The sequence below is a fragment of the Ectothiorhodospira lacustris genome (genome assembly GCF_022227845.1).
GTDB lineage: Bacteria > Pseudomonadota > Gammaproteobacteria > Ectothiorhodospirales > Ectothiorhodospiraceae > Ectothiorhodospira > Ectothiorhodospira lacustris.
In genome coordinates this window covers 48,012-74,690 of sequence record NZ_JAJNQN010000005.1, presented here as the reverse complement: position 1 = coordinate 74,690, position 26,679 = coordinate 48,012, and the positions used below count along the sequence as shown (strand labels likewise).

Here is a 26,679-nt window from a genome sequence, read left to right as displayed (position 1 = left end):
GTTCAGGGGTGCCGTTGCCCGTGCGTCTCCGGCACGGCTATACGGCTAGATGCCGAACTCTTCCCGATAGGCCTGCACGGCGGCACGATGCTGTGCCATGTCCGGCAGGTCTTCCAGAAAGACGATCAGGTCCGACAGGGACGCAATAGCATGGACCTGCAGACCGTAATCCCGTTCCACTTCCTGGATGGCGGACAGTGCGCCGCGCCCCCGTTCCTGGCGATCCAGCGCGATCAGTACGCCCGCCGGTTCCGCGCCGGCGGCCTTGATGATCTCCACGGATTCACGGATGGCGGTGCCTGCGGTGATGACATCGTCCACGATCATGACGCGCCCGGACAAAGGGGCGCCCACCAGGGTGCCGCCTTCGCCGTGATCCTTGGCTTCCTTGCGATTGAAACAGTAGGGATAGTCGTGGTCGTGTTCCTGGGCCAGGGACACCGCGGTGGCGGCCACCAGGGGAATGCCCTTGTAGGCGGGGCCGAACAACATGTCCACTTGGGCGTTCGATTCCACCAGGGTGCGGGCATAGAAGGCCCCCAGGCGGGCCAGGTCCCGGCCGGTGTTGAATAGGCCTGCATTGAAGAAATAGGGGCTGGTGCGGCCGGATTTGAGGGTGAAGGAACCAAAGCGCAGGACGCCGCGTTCCAGGCAGAACTGGAGAAACTGGGTGCGATAGGTATTCATGATTGAGAAATTACAAGTTCCTGTGGGAGGGCACAAGCAGGGCCGGGCGCCCCCTGTCGGGGGGCTGTGTTAAGTTGTCGGATTGTACCCGGACCTCGTGAATACTGCCCTGCCGATCCGATGCGAATCATCACACTCAATGCCAACGGCATTCGTGCCGCCGCCCGCAAGGGCTTTTATGCATGGCTCAAGGCCCGGGATGCGGATGTGGTCTGCCTCCAGGAGACCAAGGCCCAGATCCATCAACTGACCGATGAGGCCTTTCATCCCGCCGGCTATTTCACCTGTTACCTGGATGCCCGAAAGAAGGGTTACAGCGGGGTGGCCCTGTATGCCCGGCGCAAACCCGATGAAATTGTGATGGGGATGGATTCCGAGGAGTTCGATCCTGAAGGCCGCTATATCGAGGCGCGTTTCGGTAACTTGAGTATTGCATCCGTTTATGTGCCGTCCGGATCTTCCGGCGAACCGCGCCAGGCGGCCAAGTACCGTTTCATGGACACGTTCATGGGGCAAATGCGACAAAAGCGGGCCGATGGGCGCGAATACATCCTGTGCGGGGACTGGAACATCGCCCACAAGCCCATCGACTTGCGCAACTGGCGCAGCAACCAGAAGAACTCCGGCTTCCTGCCTGAAGAGCGGGCCTGGCTGGATGTGCTATTTGATGAGGTAGGCTGGGTGGACACCTTCCGGTGCCTGAATCAGGCGCCGGAACAGTACACCTGGTGGGCCAACCGGGGGCAGGCCTGGGCGAGGAACGTGGGGTGGCGACTGGATTACCAGATTGCCACGCCGGGGGTGGCGGCATCGGCCCGTGGGGTGAGCATCTACAAGGACGAGCGCTTCTCGGACCATGCCCCGGTCATCACCGACTACGACTGGCCGTTCCCATAGGGATATCCCTGGCAGGTCATTCCCGCGCAGGCGGGAATCCAGGCAGGGGTCGGTATTCTGGTCTCCCGCTTTCGCGGGAGTGACGACCTGAGAGTATCGGGAGTGAGGACCTGAGAGTATCGGGAGTGACGATAGGGGCGCTGATTCAGCACCTTCAACAGGGTATGCCTTCAAAATCCCAGGTGAATGCGGTGCCAAGGCCGGCCTTGCTGGCTATTTTTTAACCAGTTCGCATTATGTCAAAGGTTCATGTTAGCGTAAAAAAGGCTTGCGGGAGGTTTGCTTTCCGCTGAATTCCGGCGATCAAACCCACGAAGGGAGGTTACATGACCGAACAGAGTGCATCTTCAGCCCGTGCTCCACGCATCCTCATGAACCCGCCGGTGTTCATCACCTCGGCAGTACTCACTCTGGTCTTCGTGCTGTTTGCGGCCATCTTCACCGAGACGGCCGGTACCGTCTTCAGTGCCGTGCAGGGCTGGATTTCCGAGTCTGTGGGCTGGTTCTATGTGCTGGCGGTGGCCGGGTTCGTGGTCTTCATGGTCGGGGTGGCGGTTTCCAGTTACGGCACCATCAAGCTGGGTCCGGATCACAGCCGGCCCGATTACAGTTATGCCTCCTGGTTTGCCATGCTGTTTTCCGCCGGCATGGGCATCGGTCTCATGTTCTTCGGCGTGGCCGAGCCGGTCATGCACTACGTCACCCCGCCGGTGGGAGACCCGGAAACCGTCGAGGCGGCCCGCCAGTCCATGCGTATCACCCTCTTCCACTGGGGGGTGCATGCCTGGGCCATCTATGGCGTGGTGGCCCTGTCCCTGGCTTATTTTGCCTTCCGCCATGATCTGCCGCTGACCATCCGCTCCTCCCTGTATCCGCTGATCGGTGACCGCATCCATGGGGGTATCGGCCACACCGTGGACACCTTTGCCGTGCTGGGCACCATCTTCGGCGTCGCCACCTCCCTGGGGTTCGGCGTCATGCAGATCAACTCCGGCCTGAACTATCTGTTCGATATTCCCAATACCCTCTCGGTGCAGGTCATCCTGATCGTGGTCATCACCGCCATCGCCACCCTGTCCGTGGCCCTGGGCCTGGATGGCGGCATCCGCCGGATTTCGGTGCTGAACATGATTCTGGCCGGGGGGCTGCTGGCCTTCGTGCTGGTGGCCGGACCCACCGTCTATCTGTTGCAGACCCTGGTGCAGAACACGGGCAATTACATGTCCAACCTGTTCTCCATGACCTTCAATCTGTACGCCTACGAACCCACCTCATGGATCGGTGGCTGGACCCTGTTCTACTGGGGCTGGTGGATCGCCTGGGCGCCCTTCGTGGGCATGTTCATCGCCCGTGTCTCCCGGGGGCGCACCATTCGTGAGTTCACCTTCGGGGTGTTGCTGGTGCCGGTGGGCTTCACCATCATGTGGATGACCTTCTTCGGCAATACCGCCCTGCACATGATCATGGAGCAGGGCATCACCGAGCTGGCGGATGCGGTGGCGGCGGATACCTCGGTGGCCCTGTTTCAGTTCTTCGAGCATCTGCCCCTGTCCTCCATCATGGCCATGGTGGCCACACTCCTGGTAGTGACCTTCTTTGTGACTTCTTCGGACTCCGGCTCTCTGGTTGTGGACATCCTCACCTCCGGTGGCCGGGAAGAGTCGCCCACCTGGCAGCGAATCTTCTGGGCCGTGATCGAAGGTGTCGTGGCGGCGGCCCTGCTCATCGCCGGCGGCCTGGCGGCCCTGCAGACGGCCACCATCGCCAGCGCCCTGCCGTTCGCCATCATCATGTGCTTCATGTGCTGGGGGCTGCTCAGGGCACTGCGCATCGACACCATGAAGCGGATCAGCCTGCAGGCTCGGGTCTTGCCCATCGGCCCCCACTCACCCCTGAGCTGGCAGTCGCGCCTGCGCGCCATCGTCCATCAGCCCCGGCGCAACGAGGTCATGCGCTATATCCAGGAGGCCGTGAAACCGGCCCTGGAGGCGGTGGCCGAGGAACTGCGCAAGCAGAATCGGGATGCTCACACCGGGGTGGGCGAGGATGGACGCTGCTGGGTAGAGGTCCGCCACGGCGAGGAGATCGACTTCTTTTACTCAGTGCGTCCCCGTGCCTATGAGCCCCCCACCTTCGTCATGCGCGATACCCGCAGCCAGCGCGCCGAGGCACTCAAGTATTTCCATGCGGAAGTGCATCTGAGCGAAGGCGGCCAGGACTATGACGTCATGGGCTGGAGCAAGGACGCCATCATCAACGACGTTCTGGAGCACTACGAGCGTCACATGCATTTTCTCAGCGCCGTGCGTTGACCCTTGCTTGATATCGCGGGCCGTGGATCGGTCTGATCCGCGGCCTTTTTCTTTTTCCGGCATCCGATGATGCCCGTCGTCAGACACTGACACCGACCCACCCCTTACGGGGGGAAGACAGGACAGTAGCCTTGCAACCCAAAATAGCAGTCAAAAACCTCACCAAGGTCTTCGGCGACCCGCCGGCCCCGGCCTTGAAGCTCATGGAGGAGGGATACGACCGTAAGGAGATCCAGCAACGTACCGGGCTCACCCTGGGTGTCGCCGACGTCGGTTTTGATGTGGCGCAAGGGGAGATCCTGGTGGTCATGGGCCTGAGCGGATGTGGCAAATCCACCCTGATCCGCTGTCTCAACCGCCTGATCGAGCCGACGGCGGGCCAGGTGCTCATCGATGGGGAAGACATCACCGTATTGAGCAACAAGGATCTGCTGGCGTTACGGCGCAGCAAGTTCGGCATGGTGTTCCAGAACTTTGCCCTGTTCCCCCACCGGAACATCCTGCAGAACACCGCCTTCGGACTGGAGATCTGCGGCATGGAGCAGGCCGAGCGTGAGGAGCGGGCAGACCAGGCCCTGCAGCTGGTGGGTCTGGACGGCTGGGAGCAGGCCTGGCCCGCGCAGCTCTCCGGGGGCATGCAGCAGCGGGTGGGGCTGGCCCGGGCACTGGCCGTGGACCCGGACATCCTGCTCATGGACGAAGCCTTCAGTGCGCTGGACCCGCTGATACGCCGGGACATGCAGCAGGAGCTGATCAATCTCCAGGCGCGGGTGAAGAAGACCATCGTGTTCATTACCCACGATCTGGATGAGGCCCTCAGGCTTGGTGATCGCATCGTGCTGATGAAGGATGGGCGGGTGGTCCAGATCGGGACCCCGGAAGAGATCCTGAGTTCTCCGGCCAGCCGCTATGTGGAGCGCTTTGTGGAAGATGTGGACAAGACCCAGATCCTCACCGCCGGCGGGATCATGCGCGATGCAAGGGTGTTGGCCCTTCCCTCGGACGGCCCCCGCACGGCCCTGCACAAGATGGAGAAGGAGAGTTTCTACAGCCTCTTCGTGGTGCAGCGGGACGGCACCCTGGAGGGCTACGTGTGGGCGGATGACATGGGGCGGGCGATCGAGCAGGGAGACAAGCAGATTGCGGCCCACATCCAGCGGGACCATCAGACGGTGGGGCCGGATGAGCCGGTCAGCACCCTGATCGGGTTGTTGGCGGACAGTCGTATTCCAGCGGCGGTGGTGGACGACGGTGGGCGTCTGCTGGGCACCATCGTCAAGAGCAACGTGCTGGCGGCCCTGTCGGCCGGTCAGTCGGATCATGTAGCGACGGCACCGGAAACCGCCGCGGACCGAACCAGTGAAGCACTGTCATGAATCATGATTTTCCTTTCTTTGGCAAGTTTCCCCTGTCGGACTATATCGACGATGGCCTGGACTGGCTGACCGATACCTTCTCCGGTCTGACCCGGGCCATCAGCACCGTCCTGAGTGACGGAGTGGACGGCGTGGTGATGCTGCTGAGTTTTCCGCCCCCCTGGGTGGTGATCCTGGCCTTTGCCGGCATTGCCTGGTGGGCGGCGGGGCGTCGGGTGGCCATCGGGACCGTGGCCGGCCTGCTGTTCCTGTGGAACCTGCAACTCTGGCAGGCCACCATCGAGACCCTCACCCTGGTGCTGTTTGCGACTGCGGTCGCGGTGGCCATCGCGTTGCCTATCGGCATTCTGGGCGGTCTGTCGGAGCGCTTCCATCGGGCCACCATGCCGGTACTGGACTTCATGCAGACCATGCCCGCCTTCGTCTATCTGATTCCGGCGATTCCCTTCTTCGGTCTGGGGCAGGTGTCGGCCATGTTCGCCACCGTGATCTTTTCCATGCCACCGGCCATCCGTCTCACCATTCTGGGTATCCGTCAGGTGCCTCGGGAGCTGGTGGAAGCCGCGGATGCCTTCGGCGCCAGCTGGAAGCAGAAGTTGTTCAAGGTCCAGCTGCCGCTGGCGGTACCCACCATCATGGCGGGCATCAATCAAACCATCATGCTCGCCCTGTCCATGGTGGTGATTGCCGCCATGATCGGCGCCGGCGGTCTGGGTGGCGAAGTGTGGCGGGCAATCCAGCGGCTGCAGCCGGGCAACGGCTTCGAGGCCGGTATTGCCATCGTCATCCTGGCGATGATCCTGGACCGGGTGACCCAGCGCATCGGGCAGAAGCCCGGGGCATAGCCGTCGCCATATTTCCCCCGGCTCGAGTTCGGGGGGGGCTCTCTTCAGGATTCATAGAGAGCAGTCCTTTCCAGGGAACGGTTCTTGAGGGAGGTCCTGAATAAGTCATTCCCGCGAAGGCGGGAATCCGGTCATGGGCCGACAGTTGAGCCCGTCATTCCCGCGAAGGCGGGAATCCAGTCGCGGGTTCAAAACCCTGGGCTCCCGCTTTCGCGGGAGTGACGACCTGGGGGGGGCGTGACGACTTGGGGCGGGAATGACGACTTGGAAGTATCGGGAATGACGGCGGGAGGGCCTTCATCGGGGGTCGCGATAGGGACCCTTCGCGGAAGTGACGGCAAGAGGCTTTTTCAGGACTTTATGAGTATCCATGCAATTTTCCGGAGGAAGATGATGACTTCAACAACAAGGCCGGGAATCCCGGCGATCACCAGTCTGATCCTGGTGGCAACCCTGGTATTCGCTCCCCTGTCGGCCATGGCCGGCGACAAGGGCCGGATCAACATCCCCTATGTGGAGTGGGCCAGTGAAGTGGCCAGTACCAATGTGATCCGGGTGGTACTGGAAGAGGCCGGTTACGACGTGCGGCTGACGTCCGTCAGTGCCGCAGCCATGTGGCAGTCCGTCGGCACCGGTGACCAGGATGCCTTCGTGGCTGCCTGGCTGCCTACCACCCATGAGCATTACCTGGAGCGGGTGAAGGATCGGGTGGAAGACCTGGGTCCCAGCCTGGTGGGTACCCGTATCGGTCTGATGGTCCCGACCTATGTGGAAATTGACTCCATCGAAGAGCTGAACGACCACGCACGCCGTTTTGACCGTCGCATCATCGGCATCGACCCCGGCGCGGGCCTGATGAGCAGCACCGAGCGGGTGATCGACGAATACGGCCTGAGACTGCGCCTGATCGAAGGTTCCGATGCCACCATGACCGGCGTGCTGGCCAATGCCGTCCGCAACAATGACTGGGTGGTGGTCACCGGCTGGACCCCCCACTGGAAGGAAGGCCGCTGGGAGCTGAAATACCTGGATGATCCCAAGGGTATCTATGGCGGCGAGGAAGCCATTCACACCATCGTGCGTGCCGGGTTGAAAGACGAGATGCCCGAGGCCTACGCCATCCTCGACAACTTCAGCTGGACCCCCGCCCAGATGGCGGCGCTGATGATCATGAATGAGGAGGGTGGTGATCCCTACCAGAATGCGAAGCGCTGGGTGGAACAGAACCGGGATCTGGTGGAGACCTGGTTGCCCTGATTGTTTTTGGTGGCGGGTGGCCCCTGTTTTTCCGGCCGCTCGCTACCCGTGTAACCATCGATATACTTGACTGGAAATTGACCCATGAACAGAAAGACCCTGATCGCCTCATCCGTTGCCGCAGCCATGGCCGTGCCGGCGGCCGTACAGGCGAGTGACCTCAACTTTGATTTCTACGGCTCCGCCCGGGTGCAGGTGGAGTCCGTGCGGCCCGATAACCGGGAGCATCTGGACTCCTATACCGGCGTGCGGGATGCCTATTCCAACATCGGTTTCAATGCGGACTATCCCCTGATGGAAGGCCTGACCCTGATCGGTCAGCTGGAACTGCCCCTGGATCTGGCCAACAAGGCCGTTCAGGACCCGTGGGACCAGGAGCAGGATGTGCGCGTGGCCCAGATCGGTGTCCAGGGCGAGATGGGGACCCTGCTCTATGGCCAGATGTGGCTGCCCTACTACAATGCCATTGCCGCCCCGGTGGACATGTTCAGCACCTACTACAGCGGGTTTGCCACCTATACGGCCTTTCGCCAGGGTGACACTGTCAGTTACTACAGCCCGGACATGAGCGGCCTGTCCTTCGCCTTCGCCTGGAGTGAGGACAACGGCGACAATGATGATAATCGCGTTCAGCTGACCGGCAGCTACAACTTCGGTGATACCACCTTGGCCATCGGCATGGATGAGCTGAATGGAAATGACAATACTCGAATCGTGGGTGTTTCTGCCGCTCATGCCATCGGTAATCTGTATCTGGCAGGCAAGTTCGAGCGTATCAGCAGCGATGATGATGCGACTGACGGGAACAATGCCGTCAATGTCTATGCCGGCTACACCCTGGGCAAGAACACCTTCAAGCTGATGGTGGCCGAGGTGGAAAACTACGGTGAGAGCATCGTCCACGTGGGCGTGGATCATCAGTTCAATCCCAGCCTGACGTTCTTTGCCGAGTACTATTTCGAGCAGGAAACCGCCGCGATTACCGAGAAGCGGGGTGGACGGCAGCAGCCTTATGACAGCAGCGAGGGTACCCTGGGCGATGTTCGCGGCGGCCAGGTCTTCGCCGCCGGCGTGCGTTTCGACTTCTGATGGACCCTTTCGTCGGCAGGCCGGCTCCCACGGGTGCCGGCCTGCCGCTTCCCGTCCACGTTTTTGCGCTGCAATACCTTTACCCCGCTGCCTCCCTTTCACTATCCTGTGTGCAACATCATCACAGGCCCGTAGGGCATCATCCACCATGGCCCATATTCTCGGCATCGGCGTCGCCACCCTGGACATCATCAACATCGTTGACCACTATCCGGTGGAGGATGAGGAGATCCGCGCCCGAGAACAGCGCGCCTGTCCCGGCGGCAATACCGCCAACAGCCTGTATGTATTGCAGCAACTGGGTCACCAGTGCGACCTGGCCGCCGTGGTGGCCGATGATCCGGACGGCGAATACCTCCTGTCCTTGCTGGGGGAGCGGGGGATCAACGTGGAAACCTGCCGCCGTCGCACCGGGCGCACCCCCTGTTCCTACATCACCCTCAATGCCGCCAACGGTTCCCGCACCATCGTCCACTACCGCAACCTGCCGGAACTGGACGCCCCTCATGTGGCCAAGCTGAACCTGGACAAGTACCAATGGGTGCACGTGCAGGCCCGGGATACCCACACCACCAGCCGCATGCTCCAGGCCCTGCGCAGCCAGCAGAAGTCCCATCAGCCTATCTCCCTGGAGGTGGAAAAGGACCGGGACGGGGTGGACATGTTGTTCGGACAGCCCGATGTGATCATCTTTTCCCGCCCCTTCGTGCTCGGGCGGGGCTACGAGGAGCCGGAGCCGTTCCTGCGCAGCGTGCATAAGCGCGTGCCCGGCGCCGTGCTGATCTGCACCTGGGGGGAGGAGGGCTCCTGGGCCTGGGCCAGTCGGGACGGTCTGTTCCATGCCCCGGCCTGGCGCCCACCCCGGGTGGTGGACACCCTGGGGGCCGGGGACGTGTTCAATGCCGGCCTGATCCATGCCCTGGCCACCGGCAGTTCGGTGCCGGAGGCCCTGGCCACGGCCACCCGCCTGGCGGGTTACAAGGTGGGGCGGCAGGGGCTGGACGGACTGGATGCCGCGCTGATAGTGCCCGAGGAGGACTGATCCGCGCTACACTAACGGGGTTTTCCTCACTTCCGGCCCGGCTCTTGACTATGCAATACCAGGCACAATACGACGTCATCGTCGTGGGCGGCGGCCACGCCGGCACCGAGGCCGCCCTGGCGGCGGCCCGCATGGGCTGCAGGATCCTGCTCCTGACCCATAACATCGACACCATCGGCCAGATGAGCTGCAACCCCGCCATCGGCGGCATCGGCAAGGGCCATCTGGTCAAGGAGATTGATGCCCTGGGCGGCCTCATGGCCCGTGCCGCCGATCTGGGCGGCATCCAGTTTCGCACCCTCAACAGCCGCAAGGGTCCCGCCGTGCGCGCCACCCGCGCCCAGGCCGACCGCGCCCTCTACAAGGCCGCCGTGCGCCACGCGGTGGAAAACCAGCCGGGCCTTGAGCTGTTCCAGCAGGCGGTGGACGATCTGATCGTGGACGGGGACCGGGTTACCGGCGTCGTCACCCAGGCCGGCCTGCGCTTTGATGCCCCCTGTGTGGTGCTCACCGTGGGCACCTTCCTGGGCGGGCTCATCCATGTGGGCGAGGCCAACTACGCCGGTGGTCGCGCCGGTGACCCACCGGCCATCCGTCTGGCCCAGCGGCTGCGGGAGCTGCCCTTGCGGGTCGGGCGTCTGAAGACCGGCACGCCGCCCCGCATCGATGCCCGCAGCATCGATTATTCCCGCCTGACCGAGCAGCCCGGGGATACCCCCGTGCCGGTGTTCTCTTTCCTGGGCAAGCCTTCCGATCACCCGTCCCAGGTGAGCTGTCACATCACCTGGACCACGCCCCGTACCCTGGAGGTGATCCGCACCAACCTGCACCGGTCTCCCATGTACAGCGGCGTGATCGAAGGGGTGGGGCCGCGCTACTGCCCCTCCATTGAGGACAAGGTGGTGCGCTTTGCCGACAAGGAACGCCACCAGATCTTCATCGAGCCGGAGGGGCTCAGCACCCACGAGGTCTACCCCAACGGCATCTCCACCAGCCTGCCCTTTGACGTGCAGGTGGCGGTGGTGCGTTCCATCGAAGGCTTCGAGCAGGCCCATATCACCCGGCCTGGCTACGCCATCGAATACGATTTCTTCGACCCCCGGGACCTGCGCCCCAGCCTGGAGACCCGTCCTCTGCAGGGCCTGTTCTTCGCCGGCCAGATCAACGGCACCACCGGCTACGAAGAGGCCGCGGCCCAGGGCCTGGTGGCCGGGATCAATGCCGCCCTGCGGGTGCAGGGGCGCGAACCCTGGCATCCGCGTCGGGAGACGTCCTACCTGGGCGTGATGATCGACGATCTCATCACCCAGGGCACCCGGGAACCCTACCGCATGTTCACCAGCCGGGCCGAGTATCGCCTCACCTTGCGGGAAGATAACGCCGACCTGCGCCTGACCCCCGTGGGCCGGGAGCTGGGTGTGGTGGATGACGCACGCTGGACGGCCTTCGAACGTAAGCGGGAAGCGATCGAGCAGGAAACCCTGCGTCTTGAGACCGTGACGATGCGCCCCGGTGATCTGGCGCCGGAGGATGGCGAGCGCCTGTTCGGCGGTCCCCTGAGTCGGGATTATGCCCTGATGGATCTGCTGCGGCGCCCCGGGGTGGGCTACGAAGACCTCATGTCCCTGCCCGGTGCGGGGCCGGCCGTGGCGGATGGCCGGGTGGCGGAGCAGGTGGAGATCCAGGCCAAGTATGCCGGCTATATCCAACGCCAGCAGGACGAGGTGGACCGGACCCGGCGCCTGGAAGACACAGTGCTGCCCGATGATCTGGACTACGGTGCCGTCAGTGGCCTGTCCCACGAGGTCCGTCAGAAGCTGGCGGACCATCGCCCCCATACCGTGGGGCAGGCTTTCCGCATCCCCGGTGTGACCCCCGCCGCCGTTTCCCTGTTGCTGGTGCACCTGAAGAAGCAGGCCCTGAGCCTGAAGCGCAGTGCTTGATCCCCGGATGTCCGACACCATGTCCCATACCCTGCCGTTCGGCGCGGCCGATCTGCTTCACCGTGGCCTGAACGAACTGTCCCTGGATCTGACCCTGGCCGGGCCTTTGAGCCGCTACCTGCGCCTGATGGAGCGCTGGAACCGGGCCTACAATCTCACGGCGGTCCGGGATTTCGAGGACATGGTCCGGCTGCATCTGCTGGACAGTCTGGCGGCCCTGCCCCGGGTGAAGGGGCCGCGCATCGCCGATATCGGGACCGGCCCCGGTCTGCCCGGGATTCCCCTGGCCCTGGCGCGTCCCGACTGGCAGGTGGTGTTGCTGGACTCCGGCGGCAAGAAGACCCGCTTCCTGCGCCAGGCGGTGATGGAACTGGGGCTGTCCAACGCCGTCGTGGTCCAGGCGCGGGTGGAAAGCTATCGCCCCGACGGGGGCTTTGATACAGTCGTCAGCCGTGCGTTCGCCGCTACCACCACCTTTACCCGTCTGGCCGGGCACCTGTGCGCCCCCGGGGGCCAGCTGCTGGCCATGAAGGGGCGGGATGCGGACGACGATCCCGAGGCGCTGCCTGCCGGCTGGCGCGTGGTGGCCACCCATTCGCTCCGGGTGCCGGGCCTTGAGGCCGTGCGGCATCTCGTCGAGATCACCAAGGACTAGCACACATGGTCAGAATCATCGCCGTGGCCAACCAGAAAGGCGGGGTGGGCAAGACCACCACCAGCATCAATCTGGCCGCCTCCCTGGCCGCTACCCGACGCCGCGTTCTCCTGATCGATCTGGATCCCCAGGGCAATGCCACCATGGGCAGCGGGGCCGACAAGTACGACCTCACCCACAGCGCCTGCGATGTGCTCATGAAACGCGTCAGCGCGGAACAGGCCATTCTGAAGCTGGACCCGGTGGGTTACAGCCTGATGCCCGCCAACGGGGATCTGACAGTGGCGGAGGTGAGCCTGATGACGGCCCTGCGCCGGGAATACCGGCTGCAGGAGGCCTTGGCGCCGATCCGGGATCAGTACGATTTCATCTTCATTGACTGCCCTCCCGCCCTGAACATGCTCACGGTGAACGCCCTGGTGGCGGCCCATGGGGTGATCATCCCCATGCAGTGCGAGTACTACGCCCTGGAGGGGCTGTCGGCCCTGGTGCAGACCGTCGACAGCATCCGTGAGTCGGTCAATCACGAGTTGCACATCCACGGTCTGCTGCGCACCATGTTCGATCCGCGCAACAACCTGACCACCGAGGTGTCCGAGCAGCTCACCCGCCATTTCGGTGACAAGGTCTATCGCACCGTCATTCCCCGCAATATCCGCCTGGCCGAGGCGCCCAGTCATGGTCTGCCGGTGATCCTTTATGACAAATCCTCCCGGGGCGCCCTGGCCTACCTGGCGCTGGCGGGGGAGATCCTGCGCCGCGAGGGTCGCGGAGCCGCACCGGAAGGGGCGGTCGAGGCAGTGTCCGTTTCTGGAGAGCAGTAAGTCATGACAAAGAGAAAGACAGGGCTGGGGCGTGGTCTGGACGTCCTGCTGTCCAGTGCCGGTGCCGCCGGCACCCGGTCCGAGTCGGAGGCCCGCGAAGAGGGCGGTAACGGCCTGCGTCATATTCCCGTGGAGCAGGTCAGCCGCGGGCGTTATCAGCCCCGGATGAACATGCGCCCCGAGGCACTGGAGGAATTGGCCGAGTCCATTCGTGCTCAGGGCGTGGTGCAGCCGGTGGTGGTACGCTCGGTGGCCGGCGGCTACGAGCTGGTGGCCGGTGAGCGGCGCTGGCGGGCGGCGCAGATGGCCGGGTTGCGGGAGATCCCGGCCGTGGTGCGGGAGGTGCCGGATCAGGCGGCCGCCGCCATGGCCCTGATCGAAAACATCCAGCGGGAGGATCTCAATCCCTTGGAAGAGGCCAATGCCCTGCAGCGGCTGATTCACGAATTCGGCATGACCCACCAGCAGGCCGCCGAGGCGGTGGGGCGTTCCCGGGTCGGCGTCACCAATCTGCTGCGTTTGCTGGACCTGGAAGGGCCCGTGAAGGCGCTGCTGGACGAGGGGCGTCTGGAGATGGGCCATGCCCGTGCACTACTGGCCTTGGTTGAGGGTGAGCAGGTGACGGCGGCCCGGGAGGTGGCGGAGAAGGGCTTGTCGGTACGGGAGACGGAGCGCCTGGTGCAGTCGCTGCAGAAAAGCGCGCAGCAGGAGGCAGCGCCTCCGCCGCCGCGCAACCCGGATGTGGCCCGGTTGGAGAGCGATCTATCTGATCGGCTGGGGGCGCGGGTGAATATTCAGTACAACACCAAGGGCAAAGGGCGGCTGGTGATCCAGTACAACAGCCTGGACGAGTTGGACGGGATTCTAGGCCACATCCGCTGACCCCGGACTTCCATATGAGATCATTAACAGTCACTGATACATTGACCCCCCGTCCATGGACTCTTATAATCCGCGGCTGCCGTCGACCGTGGGCGCCTGTCCGGCGCCGGGAAGAATGGGTGAACTTCATCAGCGAGTCAGACAATCAGTTCGCCCGGAGCAGTCATGATTAATCGGACTGCCGGAACGGTCCTCGGGCTGCAGATGATCGTGGCGATCGCCGGATGGCTGATCGCCTACGGGCTGGCCGGACCACAGGCCGCCTGGGCTGCACTGACGGGGGGCATGATCAGTTTTATTTCGACGGCCTATTTTGCCCTGCGCGTCTTTTCTGGCCGGAGAGGGAAGCCGGCGAAGATCATCGTGAGAAGTTTTTATGTCGGGGAGGCACAGAAGATCCTCCTGACCGTCATCCTGTTTGTGGTTGCAATCGTGTGGCTGAAAGTGGACTTCCTGCCCATGTTCCTGACTTACATGGCCGGTCTCTTGGCCTTCTGGCTGGCACTGCTGCCGATGCTGTCCGGCGCGAACGAGTAAAAGCGAGCGAACACCATGTCAATGGAATACGAATCTGCTGGGGATTACATCAAGCACCATCTGGGGCACCTGACGCTGGGTAATCCCGAGTCGTTCTGGTCGATCCATGTGGATACCATGCTTTTCTCCCTGCTTGCAGGCGGGGTGTTCCTATACATTTTTATGCAGGTGGCCAAGAGCGTCACCACCGGTGTCCCCGGCGCCCTGCAGAATTTCGTCGAGATCATCGTCGGCTTCGTGGACCAGCAGGTGAAGGACACCTTCCACGGTCGCTCCGATCTGATCGCCCCGCTGGCGCTGACCCTGTTCGTGTGGATTTTCCTCATGAACTCGCTCAAGCTGCTGCCCTATGACCTGCTCCCCTATCTTGCGCACGCCATCGGCATCGAATACCTGCGCATCAATCCCACGTCGGACATCAATGCCACCTTCGGCATGTCCATCGCGGTGTTCTTCCTGATCATTTTCTACAGCATCAAGATCAAGGGTGGTGCCGGCTTTGCCAAGGAGATGATGTTCCATCCCTTCGGCAAGTGGTTGCTGCCCTTCAACCTGGTCCTCAAGGTGGTCGAAGAGATTGCCAAGCCCGTCTCCCTGTCCCTGCGACTGTTCGGGAACATGTACGCCGGCGGCCTGATCTTCACCCTGATCGCCCTGTTGCCCTGGTACATCCAGTGGACCCTGGGGCTGTCCTGGTCCCTGTTCAAGTTGCTGATCATCACCCTGCAGGCCTTCATCTTCATGGTGCTGACCATCGTCTATCTGAGCATGGCCCACGAAGACCACTGATGAATGATGCCTTCCCGGTCGGTGCTGAACCGGCCGGGGTTCATTCAAACCAAGTTGTTCTTGCATTGTTTTGACCTTTCACATTTGGAGGAAGTTATGGAACTCGCACTTGCTGTCGCTAACGTTCAGGGTATGACCGCCATCGCTGTTGGCCTGATCCTGGGTATGGGTGCTCTGGGTACCGCCATCGGCTTCGGTCTGCTGGGTGGTCGTTTCCTGGAAGGCGCAGCCCGTCAGCCGGAAATGGTGCCGATGCTGCAGGTCAAGATGTTCATCGTGGCCGGTCTGCTCGACGCCGTGACCATGATCGGTGTGGGTCTGGCCCTGTTCTTCACCTTTGCGAACCCCTTCCTGGGTGCGGTGACCGGTTAAGGCGCGGATCTTTCCCGCACATGCCATCCGTTAAACCGTCTCAAGGGGAGGTAGCAACGTGAATATCAATCTCACGCTGCTCGGCCAGATGATCACCTTCGCCCTGCTGGTGTGGGTCACCATGAAATATGTGTGGCCCCCCATCATCAAGGCGATGCAGGAGCGTCAGAAGCAGATTGCCGATGGCCTCGCCGCTGCCGAGCGTGGCAAGCATGAGCAACAGCTTGCCGAAGAAAGAGCCAAAAAGGTTCTTCAGGAGGCCAAGCAGCAGGCCGCAGATATCGTCGCCATGGCCCAGAAGCGGGCCAACGAGATCGTGGAGTCCTCCAAGGACACCGCGCGTCAGGAAGGTGATCGCATCAAGGCGGCTGCCCAGTCCGAGATCGAACAGGAAGTCACCCGTGCGCGCGAAGAACTGCGCAAGCAGGTGGGTACCCTGGCCATCTCCGGTGCTGAACGCATCCTGAAGAAGGAAATCGACGCCAAGGCCCACAATCAGGTGATCAAAGACCTGGTGAGCCAGATCTAGGTGAGCCGCCATGTCTGAAAACACGACGGCCGCAAGGCCTTATGCCAAGGCGGTGTTCGAAGTCGCTCGTGATGCCGGTAATCTGGCCGGCTGGTCTGACCAGCTGGCCTTCATGTCGGCGGTTGCGCACGATCCGAACATGCGTGCCTTACTCGACAGCCCCAAACTCACCCGCGAGACGATCGCCAAGGCCTTCACCGAAGTGTGCGAGGGCAAGGTGGATGATGGCGGACGCAACTTCATCCGTCTGCTGGCTGAGAATGGCCGGCTTGCGTTGCTGCCGGAGATCACCGCCCTGTTCGAGGTGATGCGTGCCGATGCCGAGAACAAGGTGGAAGCCACCGTGATCTCCGCCCAGGCGGTGGACGCGGAGCAGCAGAAGTCCATCGCCGCAGCCCTGAAAAAGCGGCTCGGCAAGGAAGTGGATTTGGTCTGCGAAGTGGACGACAGCCTCATCGGCGGCGCCATCATCCGCGCGGGAGATCTGGTCATCGATGGCTCAGTCCGTGGGCGCCTGACGCGCCTGGCCTCCAATCTGAGCCGCTAAGAGGATTCGAAATATGCAACTCAACCCGTCTGAAATCAGTGAACTGATCAGCCAGCGCATCAAGAACTACGAGTCCGCGGCGGAAGCACGCACCGAGGGCACCGTGGTCAGCCTGTCCGATGGTATCGTCCGCCTGCACGGTCTGGCCGATGTCATGCAGGGTGAAATGATCGAGTTCCCCGGCAACACCTTCGGCATGGCCCTGAACCTGGAGCGCGACTCCGTGGGCGCCGTGGTGCTGGGTGACTACAAGCACATCACGGAAGGCGACACCGCCCGCTGCACCGGTCGCATTCTTGAAGTCCCGGTGGGCGAGGCCCTGCTGGGTCGCGTGGTGAACTCCCTGGGCGTGGCCATCGACGGCAAGGGTGCCATCGAGACCAAGCACAGCTCCCCCATCGAAAAGATCGCGCCGGGCGTGATCGAGCGCAAGTCCGTGGATCAGCCGGTGCAGACCGGTCTGAAGGCCATCGACGCCATGGTGCCGATCGGCCGCGGTCAGCGTGAGCTGATCATCGGCGACCGCCAGACCGGCAAGACCGCCGTAGCGGTCGACGCGATCATCAACCAGAAGGGTACCGGCATCAAGTGTATCTACGTGGCAGTGGGCCAGAAGGCCTCCTCCATTGCCAACGTGGTGCGCAAGCTGGAAGAGCACGGCGCGATGGATCACACCATCATCGTCGCTGCCACCGCCTCCGACTCCGCCGCCATGCAGTACATCGCCCCCTACGCCGGTTGCGCCATGGGTGAGTACTTCCGTGACCGCGGCGAAGACGCCCTGATCATCTATGACGACCTCACCAAGCAGGCCTGGGCTTACCGTCAGGTCTCCCTGCTGCTGCGCCGCCCGCCGGGCCGCGAAGCCTATCCGGGTGACGTCTTCTATCTGCACTCCCGTCTGCTGGAGCGCGCCTCCCGCGTCAACGCCGAGTACGTGGAAGCCTTCACCAACGGTGAAGTGAAAGGCAAGACCGGCTCCCTGACCGCCCTGCCCATCATCGAGACCCAGGCGGGTGACGTGTCGGCCTTCGTGCCCACCAACGTGATCTCCATCACCGACGGTCAGATCTTCCTCGAAACCGACCTCTTCAACTCGGGTATCCGTCCGGCCATCAACGCCGGTCTGTCCGTGTCCCGTGTGGGTGGTGCGGCTCAGACCAAGATCATCAAGAAGCTGGGCGGCGGTGTGCGTCTGGCCCTGGCCCAGTACCGTGAGCTGGCTGCGTTCTCGCAGTTCGCCTCCGATCTGGACGAGGCCACCCGCAAACAGCTGGAGCGTGGTCAGCGCGTCATGGAACTCATGAAGCAGAAGCAGTATGCCCCGCTGTCCATTGCCGAGATGGCCTTCTCCCTGTATGCCGCCGAACAAGGCTTCCTGGACGATGTTGACGTGAAGAAGGTGGTGGATTTTGAGCACGCCCTGCACGACTATCTGCGCTCCAGCCAGGCGGAACTGCTCGCCAAGATCAATGAGAAGGGCGACTACAGCGATGAGATCCAGGCCGGCATGAAGGCTGCCCTGGAAGACTTCAAGGCAAACCACAGCTGGTAACCGGGAGCTGACTTATGGCAGGCGCAAAAGAGATCCGCGGCCAGATCAAGAGTATCAAGAATACTCAGAAGATCACCAAGGCCATGGAGATGGTGGCCGCCAGCAAGATGCGCAAGGCGCAGGACCGCATGCTGGCGACCCGCCCCTATGCCGACAAGATCCGTCAGGTGATGGGGCACGTGGCGATGGCCCATGCCGAATATCGGCACCCCTACCTGGAGGAACGCGAGGTCAAGCGGGTGGGCATCATCGTCGTCTCCACCGATCGCGGCCTGTGCGGCGGCTTGAACATCAACCTGTTCAAGAAGACCGTGCAGACCATGACCGAATGGCGCAACCAAGGCGCGGAGATCGAGTTGTGCCTGATCGGCAACAAGGCGCTCGGATTCTTCCGGCGCCTTGGCGGCGAAGTCGTGGCCAATGTGGGCAACCTGGGCGACCGGCCCCGGTTGAATGACCTCATCGGCAGCGTCAAGGTCATGCTGAACCACTACGACGAAGGTCGTATCGACCGGCTGATCCTGATGGAAAACGAGTTCGTCAACACCATGAGCCAGCAGCCCAAGGCCACCACCCTGCTGCCCATCGTGCCGACCGGCGAGCAGGAGCTCAAGCATCACTGGGATTACATCTACGAACCGGACACCGTGCCGGTGCTGGATACGCTGCTGACCCGGTACATCGAGTCGGTGATCTACCAGGCGGTGGTCGAGAACGTTGCCTGTGAGATGGCTGCCCGCATGGTGGCCATGAAGTCCGCCACCGACAACGCCGGAGATCTCATCCATGAGCTGCAGCTGGTCTACAACAAGGCCCGCCAGGCAGCCATTACCCAAGAGATCTCCGAGATCGTCGGCGGCGCCGCAGCGGTCTGAGGCCGACCCCGGTTCAAGATTTGAGAGACTAGAGGATTATCAACATGAGTGCTGGAAACATCGTTGAAATTATCGGCGCGGTGGTGGACGTAGAGTTCCCCCGTGACGCCGTGCCCAAGGTCTACGATGCCCTCATGGTGGAGGAGGTCGGCCTGACCCTGGAAGTGCAGCAGCAGCTGGGTGACGGTATCGTGCGTACCATCGCCATGGGTTCTTCCGACGGCCTGCGCCGCGGCATCAAGGTGTCCAACAGCGGCAAGCCCATCTCCGTGCCCGTGGGCAAGGCCACCCTGGGCCGTATCATGGACGTGCTGGGCCAGCCGGTGGACAACGCCGGTGACGTCAAGGCCGATGAACACTGGTCCATCCATCGCGCGCCCCCCAGCTATGAAGAGCAGGCGGGCTCCACCGAACTGCTGGAAACCGGCATCAAGGTGATCGACCTGCTGTGTCCCTTCGCCAAGGGCGGCAAGGTGGGTCTGTTCGGCGGCGCCGGTGTGGGCAAGACCGTGAACATGATGGAGCTGATCCGCAACATCGCCATCGAGCACTCCGGCTACTCCGTGTTCGCCGGCGTGGGTGAGCGTACCCGTGAAGGGAACGACTTCTACCACGAAATGAAAGACTCCAACGTGCTCGACAAGGTGGCCCTGGTGTACGGCCAGATGAACGAGCCGCCGGGCAACCGTCTGCGCGTGGCCCTGACCGGTCTGACCATGGCCGAATTCTTCCGTGACGAAGGCCGTGACGTGCTGATGTTCATTGACAACATCTACCGTTACACCCTGGCCGGTACCGAGGTGTCCGCACTGCTGGGCCGCATGCCTTCCGCGGTGGGCTACCAGCCGACCCTGGCCGAGGAAATGGGTGTGTTGCAGGAGCGCATCACTTCCACTAAGAAGGGTTCCATCACCTCCATCCAGGCCGTGTACGTGCCTGCGGACGACCTGACCGACCCCTCTCCGGCCACCACCTTTGCTCACTTGGACGCCACCGTGGTGCTGTCCCGTCAGATCGCCGAGCTGGGCATCTACCCCGCCGTGGACCCGCTGGACTCCACCAGCCGTCAGCTGGACCCGCTGGTCATCGGTCAGGAGCACTACGACACCGCCCGTGCCGTGCAGAACACCCTGCAGCGCTACAAGGAACTCAAGGACATCATCGCCATCCTGGGCATGGACGAGTTGTCCGAAGATGACAAGCTGGTGGTGGCTCGCGCGCGTAAGATTCAGCGCTTCCTGTCCCAGCCCTTCTTCGTGGCCGAAGTGTTCACCGGCGCACCGGGCAAATACGTGTCCCTCAAGGACACCATTCACGGCTTCCAGGCCATCGTCAACGGTGAGTACGATCATCTCCCCGAGCAGGCCTTCTACATGGTGGGCAGCATCGAAGAGGCCGTCGAGAAGGCGGAGAAGCTCAACAAGTAATCGGGGGCACCCATGGCTATGACGTTTCACGTCGACATTGTGAGCGCGGAGGAGTCCATCTACTCCGGTACGGCTCACATGCTGGTGGCGCCGGCAGAACAGGGCGAGGTGGGTATTCTGCCTCGTCACTCCCAGTTCGTGGCATTGCTCAAACCCGGCGAAATCCGGGTGAAGGTGTCCGAGTCCGGAGAAGAGCATCACATCTTCATCTCCGGTGGTCTGCTGGAAGTGCAGCCCCATGTGGTGACTGTACTGGCGGATACGGCCATCCGCGCCAAGGACTTGGACGAGGCCGAGGCCCTGGAGGCCAAGCAGCGGGCGGAAGATGCCCTGGCCAACCGCCGGTCCGACTTCGACTATGCCAAGGCACAGTCGGAGTTGATTGAGGCTGCGGCGCGCCTGCGCATGATCCAGAAGTTGCGCAAGAGCACCAACCAGTAAGCAGTACCCGGGAACACACGGTCATGCCGACGGCATGACCGTGTTTCCGTTTCCGCGCACAACCCAAGGCAGGACTGCGGGTGACTATGGAAACCACCATCATCATCCTTGCCGCCGGGCAAGGGACACGTATGCGATCGGCACTGCCCAAGGTGCTGCATCCGTTGGGCGGACGCCCACTCCTTTCTCACGTCATCGAAACCGCGCACTCACTCAGGCCCGAGCGGCTTGCGGTGGTCTATGGCCATGGCGGCGACCAGGTCCGTGAGCGACTGACCGATGCCCCCGTCACCTGGGTGGAACAGCGGGAGCAGCGGGGCACCGGTCATGCCGTGGCCCAGGCCCTGCCGGTGGCCGGTCCCGATGACCGGGTGCTGATCCTCTACGGCGATGTCCCCCTGGTGAGTGCCGCGAGTCTGCAGGCCCTGCTGGACGGCCTGAACGACCATGCCCTGGCCGTGCAATCCATGATCCTGCCGGACCCCGCCGGCTACGGACGCATCATTCGCGACGACCGGGGCAGGCCCCTGCGCATTGTCGAACAAAAGGATGCCGATGCCGGAGAGCGGGCCGTGAATGAGGTCAACACCGGTTTCATGGCGGCCCGTCGCACCGCCCTGGCGAGCTGGCTGGACCAGCTCTCGCCGGACAACGCCCAGGGTGAGTTGTATCTCACCGATTGCATTGGTCTGGCGGTGGCCGAAGAGGTCCCGGTGACCGTGATCCCGGCCACGGATGCCGATGAGTTCATGGGCATCAACGACCGGGTGCAACTGGCAGCCATGGAACGCCTGTATCAGCGTCGTCAGGCCGAGGCCCTGATGCGCGCCGGTATCACCGTCATGGACCCCGCCCGGCTGGACATCCGCGGTACCGTCACCGCCGCCCGGGATGTCACCCTGGATGTGAACGTGATCCTGGAAGGCCATGTGGTGCTGGGGGAGGGGGCGCATATCGGTCCCCACTGCGTGCTGACCAATGCCCACGTGGGTCCCGGCGCGGTGATCCGCGCCCACAGTGTGATCGAAGACGCCCGCATCGGCCCCGGCTGTACCATCGGCCCCTTCGCCCGCCTGCGCCCCGGCACCGAACTGGACGACGGTGTGCATGTAGGCAACTTCGTGGAGATCAAGAAGAGCCGGGTGGGGCAGGGCAGCAAGATCAACCACCTGAGCTACGTGGGTGACACCCGGGTGGGCCGTCAGGTCAATATCGGCGCCGGCACCATCACCTGCAACTACGACGGGGTGAACAAGCACCAGACGGTGATCGGCGACCACGCCTTCATCGGCTCCAACACCGCCCTGGTGGCCCCGGTCACCATCGGCGAGGGCGCCACCATTGGTGCCGGCTCCACCATCAACCAGCCGGCTCCGCCGGGCCGGCTCACCCTGACCCGCGCCCCCCAGGAGACCCGCCCGGACTGGCAGCGACCGGTGAAAAAGCGCTGAGGTAGAAAACGCCCTTCTCCCCTCGTGGGAGAAGGGCCGGGGATGAGGGGGGAAGCCAAACCCAGCCACCCGGTCAAACCCATCCCTCACCCCAACCCCTCCCGAAGAGCGAGAGGGACCCGAAGACCAGCAGAGGCCAGCAAACCATGTGCGGAATCATCGGCGCCATCGCCCAGCGTGACGTAGAACCCATCCTTATCGAAGGCCTGCGCCGCCTGGAATACCGCGGCTACGACTCCGCCGGCCTGGTGGTCCTGAACCCGGATGCCGGCCTGCAGCGGGAGCGGGCCGTCGGCAAGGTGGAAGCCCTCGCCCAGCGCCTGGCCGGAGCCGGCCTGCGCGGCACCCTGGGCATCGCCCACACCCGCTGGGCCACCCACGGCAGCCCCACCGAATACAACGCCCACCCCCACATGAGCCGGGACCACATCGCCGTGGTCCACAACGGCATCATCGAGAACTACGCCGAGATCCGCGGCGAACTCAAGGCCAAGGGCTACACCTTTACCTCGGACACCGACACCGAGGTGATCGCCCACCAGATCATGGATTACTGCCTCCAGGGGCTGGACCTGCTGGAATCAGTGCAGCGGGCGGTGACCCACTTCACCGGCGCCTATGCCCTGGGCGTGATTGCCCGCGACCAGCCCGACCGCCTCATCGCCGTGCGCCAGGGCAGCCCCCTGATCATCGGGGTGGGCATCGGCGAACACTTCATCGCCTCCGACATCCAGGCCATGCTGCCGGTGACCCAGCGCTTCATCTACCTGGAAAACGGCGATCTGGCGGAACTGCGCCGGGACCAGGTGCAGCTTTTTGATGCCGAACTGCGTCCCGTGGAACGTCCGGTCACCGAAAGCAGCCTCACTGCCAACGCCGCCGACCGGGGCCGCTACCGGCACTTCATGCTCAAGGAGATCCACGAACAGCCCCGGGCCGTGGCCGAGACCCTGGAGGGCCGCCTGTCCGGTGACGGGGTGCTGGAAGGTATCCTGGGTCCCGACTCCGAGGCCCTGCTCAAGCGGGTGAGGTCGGTCCAGATCCTGGCCTGCGGCACCAGCTACCATGCGGGTATGGTGGCCGCTTACTGGATCGAGGGTCTGCTGGGTCTGCCCTGCCGGGTGGAAGTGGCCAGCGAATTCCGCTATCGCCGCCATGCCGTACTGCCCGACTGCCTGCTGCTGACCATCTCCCAGTCCGGCGAAACCGCCGACTCCCTGGCCGCCCTGCGGCAGGCGCGGGAAGATGACTACCTGGGTTCTTTGGCCATCTGCAACGTGCCGGAAAGCTCCCTGGTGCGGGAGTCCGACATGGTCCTCATGACCCATGCCGGGCCGGAGATCGGCGTGGCCTCCACCAAGGCCTTCACCACCCAACTGGTGGCCTTGTTCCTGCTGGTCCTGGCCCTGGGTCGCCACCACGGCCTGGATGCCGCCCGCATCCGCCACTTCGTGGAACAGCTACGCGCCCTTCCGGCGGTGATGGAAAAGGTACTCCACCTGGACGGCCCCATCGAACGCCTGGCCATGACCCTGGTGGAAAAGCAGCACGCCCTGTTCCTGGGCCGGGGCTGTCATTACCCCATCGCCCTGGAAGGCGCCCTCAAGCTCAAGGAAATCTCCTACATCCACGCCGAGGCCTATCCCGCCGGCGAACTCAAGCATGGCCCCCTGGCCCTGGTGGACGCGGACATGCCCGTGGTGGTGGTCGCCCCCAACAACCCCCTGCTGGAAAAGCTCAAGTCCAACCTGGAAGAAGTCCGGGCCAGGGGTGGGCATTTGCTGGTCTTCACCGACGACGTGGAAGCCCTGGGCCACGATGGCGCCATCCAGAGCCTGGCGGTGCCGCCGGTGGACGATTGGCTTTCTCCCATCATCCACACCATCCCCCTGCAACTGCTGGCCTATCATACCGCCGTGCTCAAGGGCACCGACGTGGACCAGCCCCGTAACCTGGCCAAGTCAGTCACGGTGGAGTAGGGGGCGACGTCTTCGGTCCTATTTGTGTGGGATGAAACTTTATTTTCATCCCACAACCGTTGTCAGGATTGCGGGAATTGAAATCTGTCTGGCAGGTAGATACATATGTTGACACCTGTTTTCATGCCGACTATGGTAGGCGCATTGTGCGTCCATGGCGGTTGGCCGGGGGGGGGGGATATGCAAAGCCAAATCAAGCGTTGGGGAAACAGCGCGGCTGTGCGCCTGTCCAGCAAGATTTTGGCTCAAGCCAAACTGGACATTTCCAGCCCGATCACCATTGATGTGAAGGCCGGAAAAATTGTGATCGAGGCTGCCGAAAAGGCGCCGCGCAAGGTCAACCTTCCCTTCTCGGAAGCCGAGCTGCTGAAAGGGCTTGATGCCCATGGTGCTCACGCGGACGAGCTTGCCCGACCCTCCTCGGCCGAGGTGGGGGATTGATGGTTCAGTACGTTCCTGATCGAAACGATATTGTCTGGCTGGACTTCGAGCCCACCAAGGGCAAGGAGATCGGAAAATACCGACCAGCGCTGGTATTGTCATCCAGGCAGTACAACGGGCAGACTGGATTGCTGATCTGCTGCCCAATCAGCACAAGCATTCGCGGTACTGCCACCGAGGTTCCCGTGAGTAATCTGGACAAGCCTTCCGTAGTCGCGTCAAGCCTGATCCAGACCCTGTCCTGGAAAGACCGGAAAGCCGATTTCATCACCAAGGCCGAGAACGGCGTAATGGATCAGGTGCTGGTCCGCATTCTCCCCCTGATCGGGGCGGACAGCGTGATTGAGAAATTCGTTTCCTGACCCCGTTTGCAAACGCCACCTACCCGGCATGATCGGGCAGGAACGCTCCGTGAAAGCCGAAGGGCAGGGGGATGGGCAGGGTGGCCCGCGCCCGTTCCTCCAGGGTGCGGGCATCCAGGATCAGCAGGTGACTGGTGCCGGCGGCGGCATCCAGGACCACGCTCAGCAGCACGCCATCGTCCTCCTCGGTGGCGCCGGGTCTGGGCACGAACACCGGTTCGCCGGGGTAGCCGTCGGCCTCGCTCCAGGTCAGGTGCGTGCCGCGTCCGACATCTAGCTTCACCAGTTCATCCATCAGCGCCCCGGGGACATGGTTGCCGGTTCCGTAGACGTAACGATAGTCCCGGCCACTGCATCGGGTGGCATGGATGCGGGGTAACTCCAGACCGCGTTCACCGAGCACGGTGCGGGTCGCGGTGCCCCGGCGGACATCCAGCGTGAAGCGCCAGGCCTCGCCGCAGGCCGGCTCCGTCCAGCCCCGGCGCAGGGGTTCCAGGTACAGGCGGCGGATGACGTCGGCATCCGGATAGGCGGCCAGATCCACCTGCAGCCGACCGGCCTGGTCCTCAAAGGCGTTGATGTGATGAAAGGCAAAGCAGGGCTCACCCACGCAGGTGGCCAGGTGGGTGCCGCGCTGCCGGTCGAAGACCTGGAAGCGGGTGCCAAGCTCCGGTAGCCAGCGGAAGTTTTCGATGAACGGCCGGCCCGTGATCAGCATGTCCAGGGGCGTGACCACCAGCGGAAATTCGCTCAATACCAGGTGGTGACGGGTGAGGGCAAAGCTGTGCATGTAGGCGGGGGTCTTCACCGGCAACCGGGCGATGATCCGGCGCCGCCGTGTGCCGGCGGGGATGCGGAACAGCAGGTATTCACTGTTGAGGCCGAACCGTATCCCGAAGCCGTAGAGATCCCCGCTGTGGCTGTCTGCCATGGGGTGGGCCGTGCTCAGGTGCAACTCGGTGGTGTCGGTGAAGGGCAGGGGGCCCCGGGTCTCCAGGGTGTCCGGGTCGAAGGCCATGGGGAGGGGCGTTTCGGTCAGGCATACGACCTGGCCGGCCAGATGGGCAATGTTCACGTTGGCGTTGTCCGTGAGGACGGGCCGCACCAGACCCCGCAGGCGCTTGAGCAGGGAATGATGGGTGTCGGTGGCGAATCCCGAGCCCTGGATACGTCCGTTGTGCCGGGCCTGTTCCAGGGTGCGAGTGGCCAGATGCCGGTTGCGAAACCCCACGCGCCCGCCCCGCAGGGTGAAGGACTGCAGCATGGCCAGCCCGTCGAACCAGTGACGGCAGTGGTAGTCGCCGGTCTCGAACAGGCCTGGACCGTTGCGCAGCAGTACCCCCTTCAGCCAGTCGGGCAGGTGCCCGCGCAGGGGCAGGGCGTCCTGATCCACCTCCCGGCCCTGGGACGTGACACCCAGGTGATAGCCAACCCTTGCTGCCGTCATATCAAGCTCCCGTTCCGCCAACTGTCAAGATGCATGAGAGTCAACGCGAAAGAACCCGGATTCCATCGCAGATACGCCCCTCTCCCCGAGGGGCTTGGTGCAGCAACCCTGTTGTCTT

General features: G+C 63.2%; 26 protein-coding genes. 24 read left to right on the top strand and 2 right to left on the bottom strand.

All coding sequences use genetic code 11. The annotated features are described in order from the left end of the window. Positions 1 to 45: 45 nt before the first annotated feature. Positions 46 to 687, bottom strand: coding sequence for an orotate phosphoribosyltransferase (pyrE, locus tag LQ956_RS05550; protein ID WP_238620524.1), 642 nt, complete (start codon positions 685 to 687; stop codon positions 46 to 48). Between the two features lie 120 nt (positions 688 to 807). On the opposite strand from pyrE, the gene LQ956_RS05545 reads away from it, so the two are divergent. The 24 genes from LQ956_RS05545 (at position 808) to LQ956_RS05430 (ending at position 25,114) form a co-directional block, all read left to right on the top strand. Beyond that, on the top strand, positions 808 to 1,584 hold the full coding sequence (locus LQ956_RS05545; protein ID WP_238629935.1) for an exodeoxyribonuclease III: 777 nt from the start codon (positions 808 to 810) through the stop codon (positions 1,582 to 1,584). 326 nt (positions 1,585 to 1,910) lie between these two features. Further along, positions 1,911 to 3,896, top strand: a complete 1,986-nt coding sequence (locus tag LQ956_RS05540) for a BCCT family transporter (protein WP_238620522.1) — start codon at positions 1,911 to 1,913, stop codon at positions 3,894 to 3,896. Between the two features lie 203 nt (positions 3,897 to 4,099). Beyond that, positions 4,100 to 5,272: a quaternary amine ABC transporter ATP-binding protein gene (locus tag LQ956_RS05535; protein WP_238629938.1), complete on the top strand. Its 1,173-nt coding sequence runs from the start codon at positions 4,100 to 4,102 to the stop codon at positions 5,270 to 5,272. Beyond that, positions 5,269 to 6,117, top strand: coding sequence for an ABC transporter permease (locus LQ956_RS05530; RefSeq protein ID WP_238620521.1), 849 nt, complete (start codon positions 5,269 to 5,271; stop codon positions 6,115 to 6,117). The genes LQ956_RS05535 and LQ956_RS05530 overlap by 4 nt, the downstream gene beginning before the upstream one ends. Positions 6,118 to 6,510: 393 nt before the next feature. Continuing rightward, positions 6,511 to 7,374: a glycine betaine ABC transporter substrate-binding protein gene (locus LQ956_RS05525; RefSeq protein ID WP_430733417.1), complete on the top strand. Its 864-nt coding sequence runs from the start codon at positions 6,511 to 6,513 to the stop codon at positions 7,372 to 7,374. A gap of 84 nt (positions 7,375 to 7,458) precedes the next feature. Then, a complete protein-coding gene (locus tag LQ956_RS05520) occupies positions 7,459 to 8,463 on the top strand; it encodes a porin (protein ID WP_238629936.1) in 1,005 nt (334 codons plus the stop codon). Between the two features lie 148 nt (positions 8,464 to 8,611). After that, positions 8,612 to 9,505: a PfkB family carbohydrate kinase gene (locus LQ956_RS05515; RefSeq protein ID WP_238630194.1), complete on the top strand. Its 894-nt coding sequence runs from the start codon at positions 8,612 to 8,614 to the stop codon at positions 9,503 to 9,505. 50 nt (positions 9,506 to 9,555) lie between these two features. Continuing rightward, positions 9,556 to 11,448 (top strand): tRNA uridine-5-carboxymethylaminomethyl(34) synthesis enzyme MnmG, encoded by a 1,893-nt coding sequence (gene mnmG / locus LQ956_RS05510; RefSeq protein ID WP_238630195.1) that lies wholly within the window; start codon positions 9,556 to 9,558, stop codon positions 11,446 to 11,448. Positions 11,449 to 11,467: 19 nt separating this feature from the next. After that, positions 11,468 to 12,103 (top strand): 16S rRNA (guanine(527)-N(7))-methyltransferase RsmG, encoded by a 636-nt coding sequence (rsmG, locus tag LQ956_RS05505; protein WP_238630196.1) that lies wholly within the window; start codon positions 11,468 to 11,470, stop codon positions 12,101 to 12,103. A 5-nt stretch (positions 12,104 to 12,108) separates the two neighbouring features. After that, entirely contained in the window at positions 12,109 to 12,927 is an 819-nt protein-coding gene (locus LQ956_RS05500; protein WP_238620516.1) for a ParA family protein, read from the top strand. A 3-nt stretch (positions 12,928 to 12,930) separates the two neighbouring features. Continuing rightward, complete coding sequence (locus LQ956_RS05495) at positions 12,931 to 13,809, top strand: ParB/RepB/Spo0J family partition protein (RefSeq protein ID WP_238620515.1); 879 nt, start codon at positions 12,931 to 12,933, stop codon at positions 13,807 to 13,809. Positions 13,810 to 13,974: 165 nt separating this feature from the next. Further along, positions 13,975 to 14,346 (top strand): ATP synthase subunit I, encoded by a 372-nt coding sequence (locus tag LQ956_RS05490; protein ID WP_238620514.1) that lies wholly within the window; start codon positions 13,975 to 13,977, stop codon positions 14,344 to 14,346. A gap of 15 nt (positions 14,347 to 14,361) precedes the next feature. Then, positions 14,362 to 15,135 (top strand): F0F1 ATP synthase subunit A, encoded by a 774-nt coding sequence (gene atpB, locus LQ956_RS05485; RefSeq protein WP_238620513.1) that lies wholly within the window; start codon positions 14,362 to 14,364, stop codon positions 15,133 to 15,135. 96 nt (positions 15,136 to 15,231) lie between these two features. Beyond that, positions 15,232 to 15,507, top strand: coding sequence for a F0F1 ATP synthase subunit C (atpE, locus tag LQ956_RS05480; RefSeq protein ID WP_008932344.1), 276 nt, complete (start codon positions 15,232 to 15,234; stop codon positions 15,505 to 15,507). A gap of 58 nt (positions 15,508 to 15,565) precedes the next feature. Next, positions 15,566 to 16,036, top strand: coding sequence for a F0F1 ATP synthase subunit B (locus LQ956_RS05475; RefSeq protein ID WP_238620512.1), 471 nt, complete (start codon positions 15,566 to 15,568; stop codon positions 16,034 to 16,036). A gap of 10 nt (positions 16,037 to 16,046) precedes the next feature. Continuing rightward, positions 16,047 to 16,583: a F0F1 ATP synthase subunit delta gene (locus LQ956_RS05470; protein WP_238620511.1), complete on the top strand. Its 537-nt coding sequence runs from the start codon at positions 16,047 to 16,049 to the stop codon at positions 16,581 to 16,583. Positions 16,584 to 16,596: 13 nt separating this feature from the next. Continuing rightward, complete coding sequence (gene atpA / locus LQ956_RS05465; protein WP_238620510.1) at positions 16,597 to 18,138, top strand: F0F1 ATP synthase subunit alpha; 1,542 nt, start codon at positions 16,597 to 16,599, stop codon at positions 18,136 to 18,138. Positions 18,139 to 18,152: 14 nt separating this feature from the next. Next, positions 18,153 to 19,013, top strand: coding sequence for a F0F1 ATP synthase subunit gamma (atpG, locus tag LQ956_RS05460; protein ID WP_238620509.1), 861 nt, complete (start codon positions 18,153 to 18,155; stop codon positions 19,011 to 19,013). A 44-nt stretch (positions 19,014 to 19,057) separates the two neighbouring features. Beyond that, on the top strand, positions 19,058 to 20,440 hold the full coding sequence (gene atpD, locus LQ956_RS05455) for a F0F1 ATP synthase subunit beta (RefSeq protein ID WP_238620508.1): 1,383 nt from the start codon (positions 19,058 to 19,060) through the stop codon (positions 20,438 to 20,440). Between the two features lie 12 nt (positions 20,441 to 20,452). Continuing rightward, positions 20,453 to 20,881: a F0F1 ATP synthase subunit epsilon gene (locus tag LQ956_RS05450; protein ID WP_238620507.1), complete on the top strand. Its 429-nt coding sequence runs from the start codon at positions 20,453 to 20,455 to the stop codon at positions 20,879 to 20,881. Positions 20,882 to 20,967: 86 nt separating this feature from the next. Beyond that, positions 20,968 to 22,332: a bifunctional UDP-N-acetylglucosamine diphosphorylase/glucosamine-1-phosphate N-acetyltransferase GlmU gene (gene glmU / locus LQ956_RS05445; RefSeq protein WP_238620506.1), complete on the top strand. Its 1,365-nt coding sequence runs from the start codon at positions 20,968 to 20,970 to the stop codon at positions 22,330 to 22,332. A 146-nt stretch (positions 22,333 to 22,478) separates the two neighbouring features. Beyond that, a complete protein-coding gene (glmS, locus tag LQ956_RS05440; protein WP_238630197.1) occupies positions 22,479 to 24,311 on the top strand; it encodes a glutamine--fructose-6-phosphate transaminase (isomerizing) in 1,833 nt (610 codons plus the stop codon). A 180-nt stretch (positions 24,312 to 24,491) separates the two neighbouring features. Continuing rightward, entirely contained in the window at positions 24,492 to 24,752 is a 261-nt protein-coding gene (locus tag LQ956_RS05435) for an AbrB/MazE/SpoVT family DNA-binding domain-containing protein (protein WP_238375882.1), read from the top strand. Then, positions 24,752 to 25,114, top strand: a complete 363-nt coding sequence (locus LQ956_RS05430) for a type II toxin-antitoxin system PemK/MazF family toxin (protein ID WP_008932354.1) — start codon at positions 24,752 to 24,754, stop codon at positions 25,112 to 25,114. Before LQ956_RS05435 ends, LQ956_RS05430 begins: the two co-directional genes overlap by 1 nt. Before the next feature lie 19 nt (positions 25,115 to 25,133). Here the strand turns inward: LQ956_RS05430 and LQ956_RS05425 are convergent, their stop codons facing one another. Next, positions 25,134 to 26,561 carry a carotenoid oxygenase family protein gene (locus LQ956_RS05425; RefSeq protein ID WP_238630198.1) on the bottom strand — a complete coding sequence of 476 codons (1,428 nt, stop codon included), beginning with the start codon at positions 26,559 to 26,561 and terminating at the stop codon, positions 25,134 to 25,136. Positions 26,562 to 26,679 lie beyond the last annotated feature (118 nt).

Excerpts from the sequence above, each read along its gene's own strand:
- atpD (WP_238620508.1), top strand. The coding sequence starts at position 19,058 with ATGAGTGCTGGAAACATCGTTGAAATTATCGGCGCGGTGGTGGACGTA.
- LQ956_RS05490 (WP_238620514.1), top strand. The coding sequence starts at position 13,975 with ATGATTAATCGGACTGCCGGAACGGTCCTCGGGCTGCAGATGATCGTG.
- LQ956_RS05520 (WP_238629936.1), top strand. The coding sequence starts at position 7,459 with ATGAACAGAAAGACCCTGATCGCCTCATCCGTTGCCGCAGCCATGGCC.
- glmS (WP_238630197.1), top strand. The coding sequence starts at position 22,479 with ATGTGCGGAATCATCGGCGCCATCGCCCAGCGTGACGTAGAACCCATC.
- LQ956_RS05450 (WP_238620507.1), top strand. The coding sequence starts at position 20,453 with ATGGCTATGACGTTTCACGTCGACATTGTGAGCGCGGAGGAGTCCATC.
- atpE (WP_008932344.1), top strand. The coding sequence starts at position 15,232 with ATGGAACTCGCACTTGCTGTCGCTAACGTTCAGGGTATGACCGCCATC.
- atpG (WP_238620509.1), top strand. The coding sequence starts at position 18,153 with ATGGCAGGCGCAAAAGAGATCCGCGGCCAGATCAAGAGTATCAAGAAT.
- LQ956_RS05430 (WP_008932354.1), top strand. The coding sequence starts at position 24,752 with ATGGTTCAGTACGTTCCTGATCGAAACGATATTGTCTGGCTGGACTTC.
- pyrE (WP_238620524.1), bottom strand. The coding sequence starts at position 687 with ATGAATACCTATCGCACCCAGTTTCTCCAGTTCTGCCTGGAACGCGGC.
- LQ956_RS05425 (WP_238630198.1), bottom strand. The coding sequence starts at position 26,561 with ATGACGGCAGCAAGGGTTGGCTATCACCTGGGTGTCACGTCCCAGGGC.
- glmU (WP_238620506.1), top strand. The coding sequence starts at position 20,968 with ATGGAAACCACCATCATCATCCTTGCCGCCGGGCAAGGGACACGTATG.
- rsmG (WP_238630196.1), top strand. The coding sequence starts at position 11,468 with ATGTCCCATACCCTGCCGTTCGGCGCGGCCGATCTGCTTCACCGTGGC.
- LQ956_RS05540 (WP_238620522.1), top strand. The coding sequence starts at position 1,911 with ATGACCGAACAGAGTGCATCTTCAGCCCGTGCTCCACGCATCCTCATG.
- LQ956_RS05500 (WP_238620516.1), top strand. The coding sequence starts at position 12,109 with ATGGTCAGAATCATCGCCGTGGCCAACCAGAAAGGCGGGGTGGGCAAG.
- LQ956_RS05535 (WP_238629938.1), top strand. The coding sequence starts at position 4,100 with ATGGAGGAGGGATACGACCGTAAGGAGATCCAGCAACGTACCGGGCTC.
- atpA (WP_238620510.1), top strand. The coding sequence starts at position 16,597 with ATGCAACTCAACCCGTCTGAAATCAGTGAACTGATCAGCCAGCGCATC.
- atpB (WP_238620513.1), top strand. The coding sequence starts at position 14,362 with ATGTCAATGGAATACGAATCTGCTGGGGATTACATCAAGCACCATCTG.
- LQ956_RS05545 (WP_238629935.1), top strand. The coding sequence starts at position 808 with ATGCGAATCATCACACTCAATGCCAACGGCATTCGTGCCGCCGCCCGC.
- mnmG (WP_238630195.1), top strand. The coding sequence starts at position 9,556 with ATGCAATACCAGGCACAATACGACGTCATCGTCGTGGGCGGCGGCCAC.
- LQ956_RS05435 (WP_238375882.1), top strand. The coding sequence starts at position 24,492 with ATGCAAAGCCAAATCAAGCGTTGGGGAAACAGCGCGGCTGTGCGCCTG.
- LQ956_RS05530 (WP_238620521.1), top strand. The coding sequence starts at position 5,269 with ATGAATCATGATTTTCCTTTCTTTGGCAAGTTTCCCCTGTCGGACTAT.
- LQ956_RS05525 (WP_430733417.1), top strand. The coding sequence starts at position 6,511 with ATGACTTCAACAACAAGGCCGGGAATCCCGGCGATCACCAGTCTGATC.
- LQ956_RS05495 (WP_238620515.1), top strand. The coding sequence starts at position 12,931 with ATGACAAAGAGAAAGACAGGGCTGGGGCGTGGTCTGGACGTCCTGCTG.
- LQ956_RS05515 (WP_238630194.1), top strand. The coding sequence starts at position 8,612 with ATGGCCCATATTCTCGGCATCGGCGTCGCCACCCTGGACATCATCAAC.
- LQ956_RS05470 (WP_238620511.1), top strand. The coding sequence starts at position 16,047 with ATGTCTGAAAACACGACGGCCGCAAGGCCTTATGCCAAGGCGGTGTTC.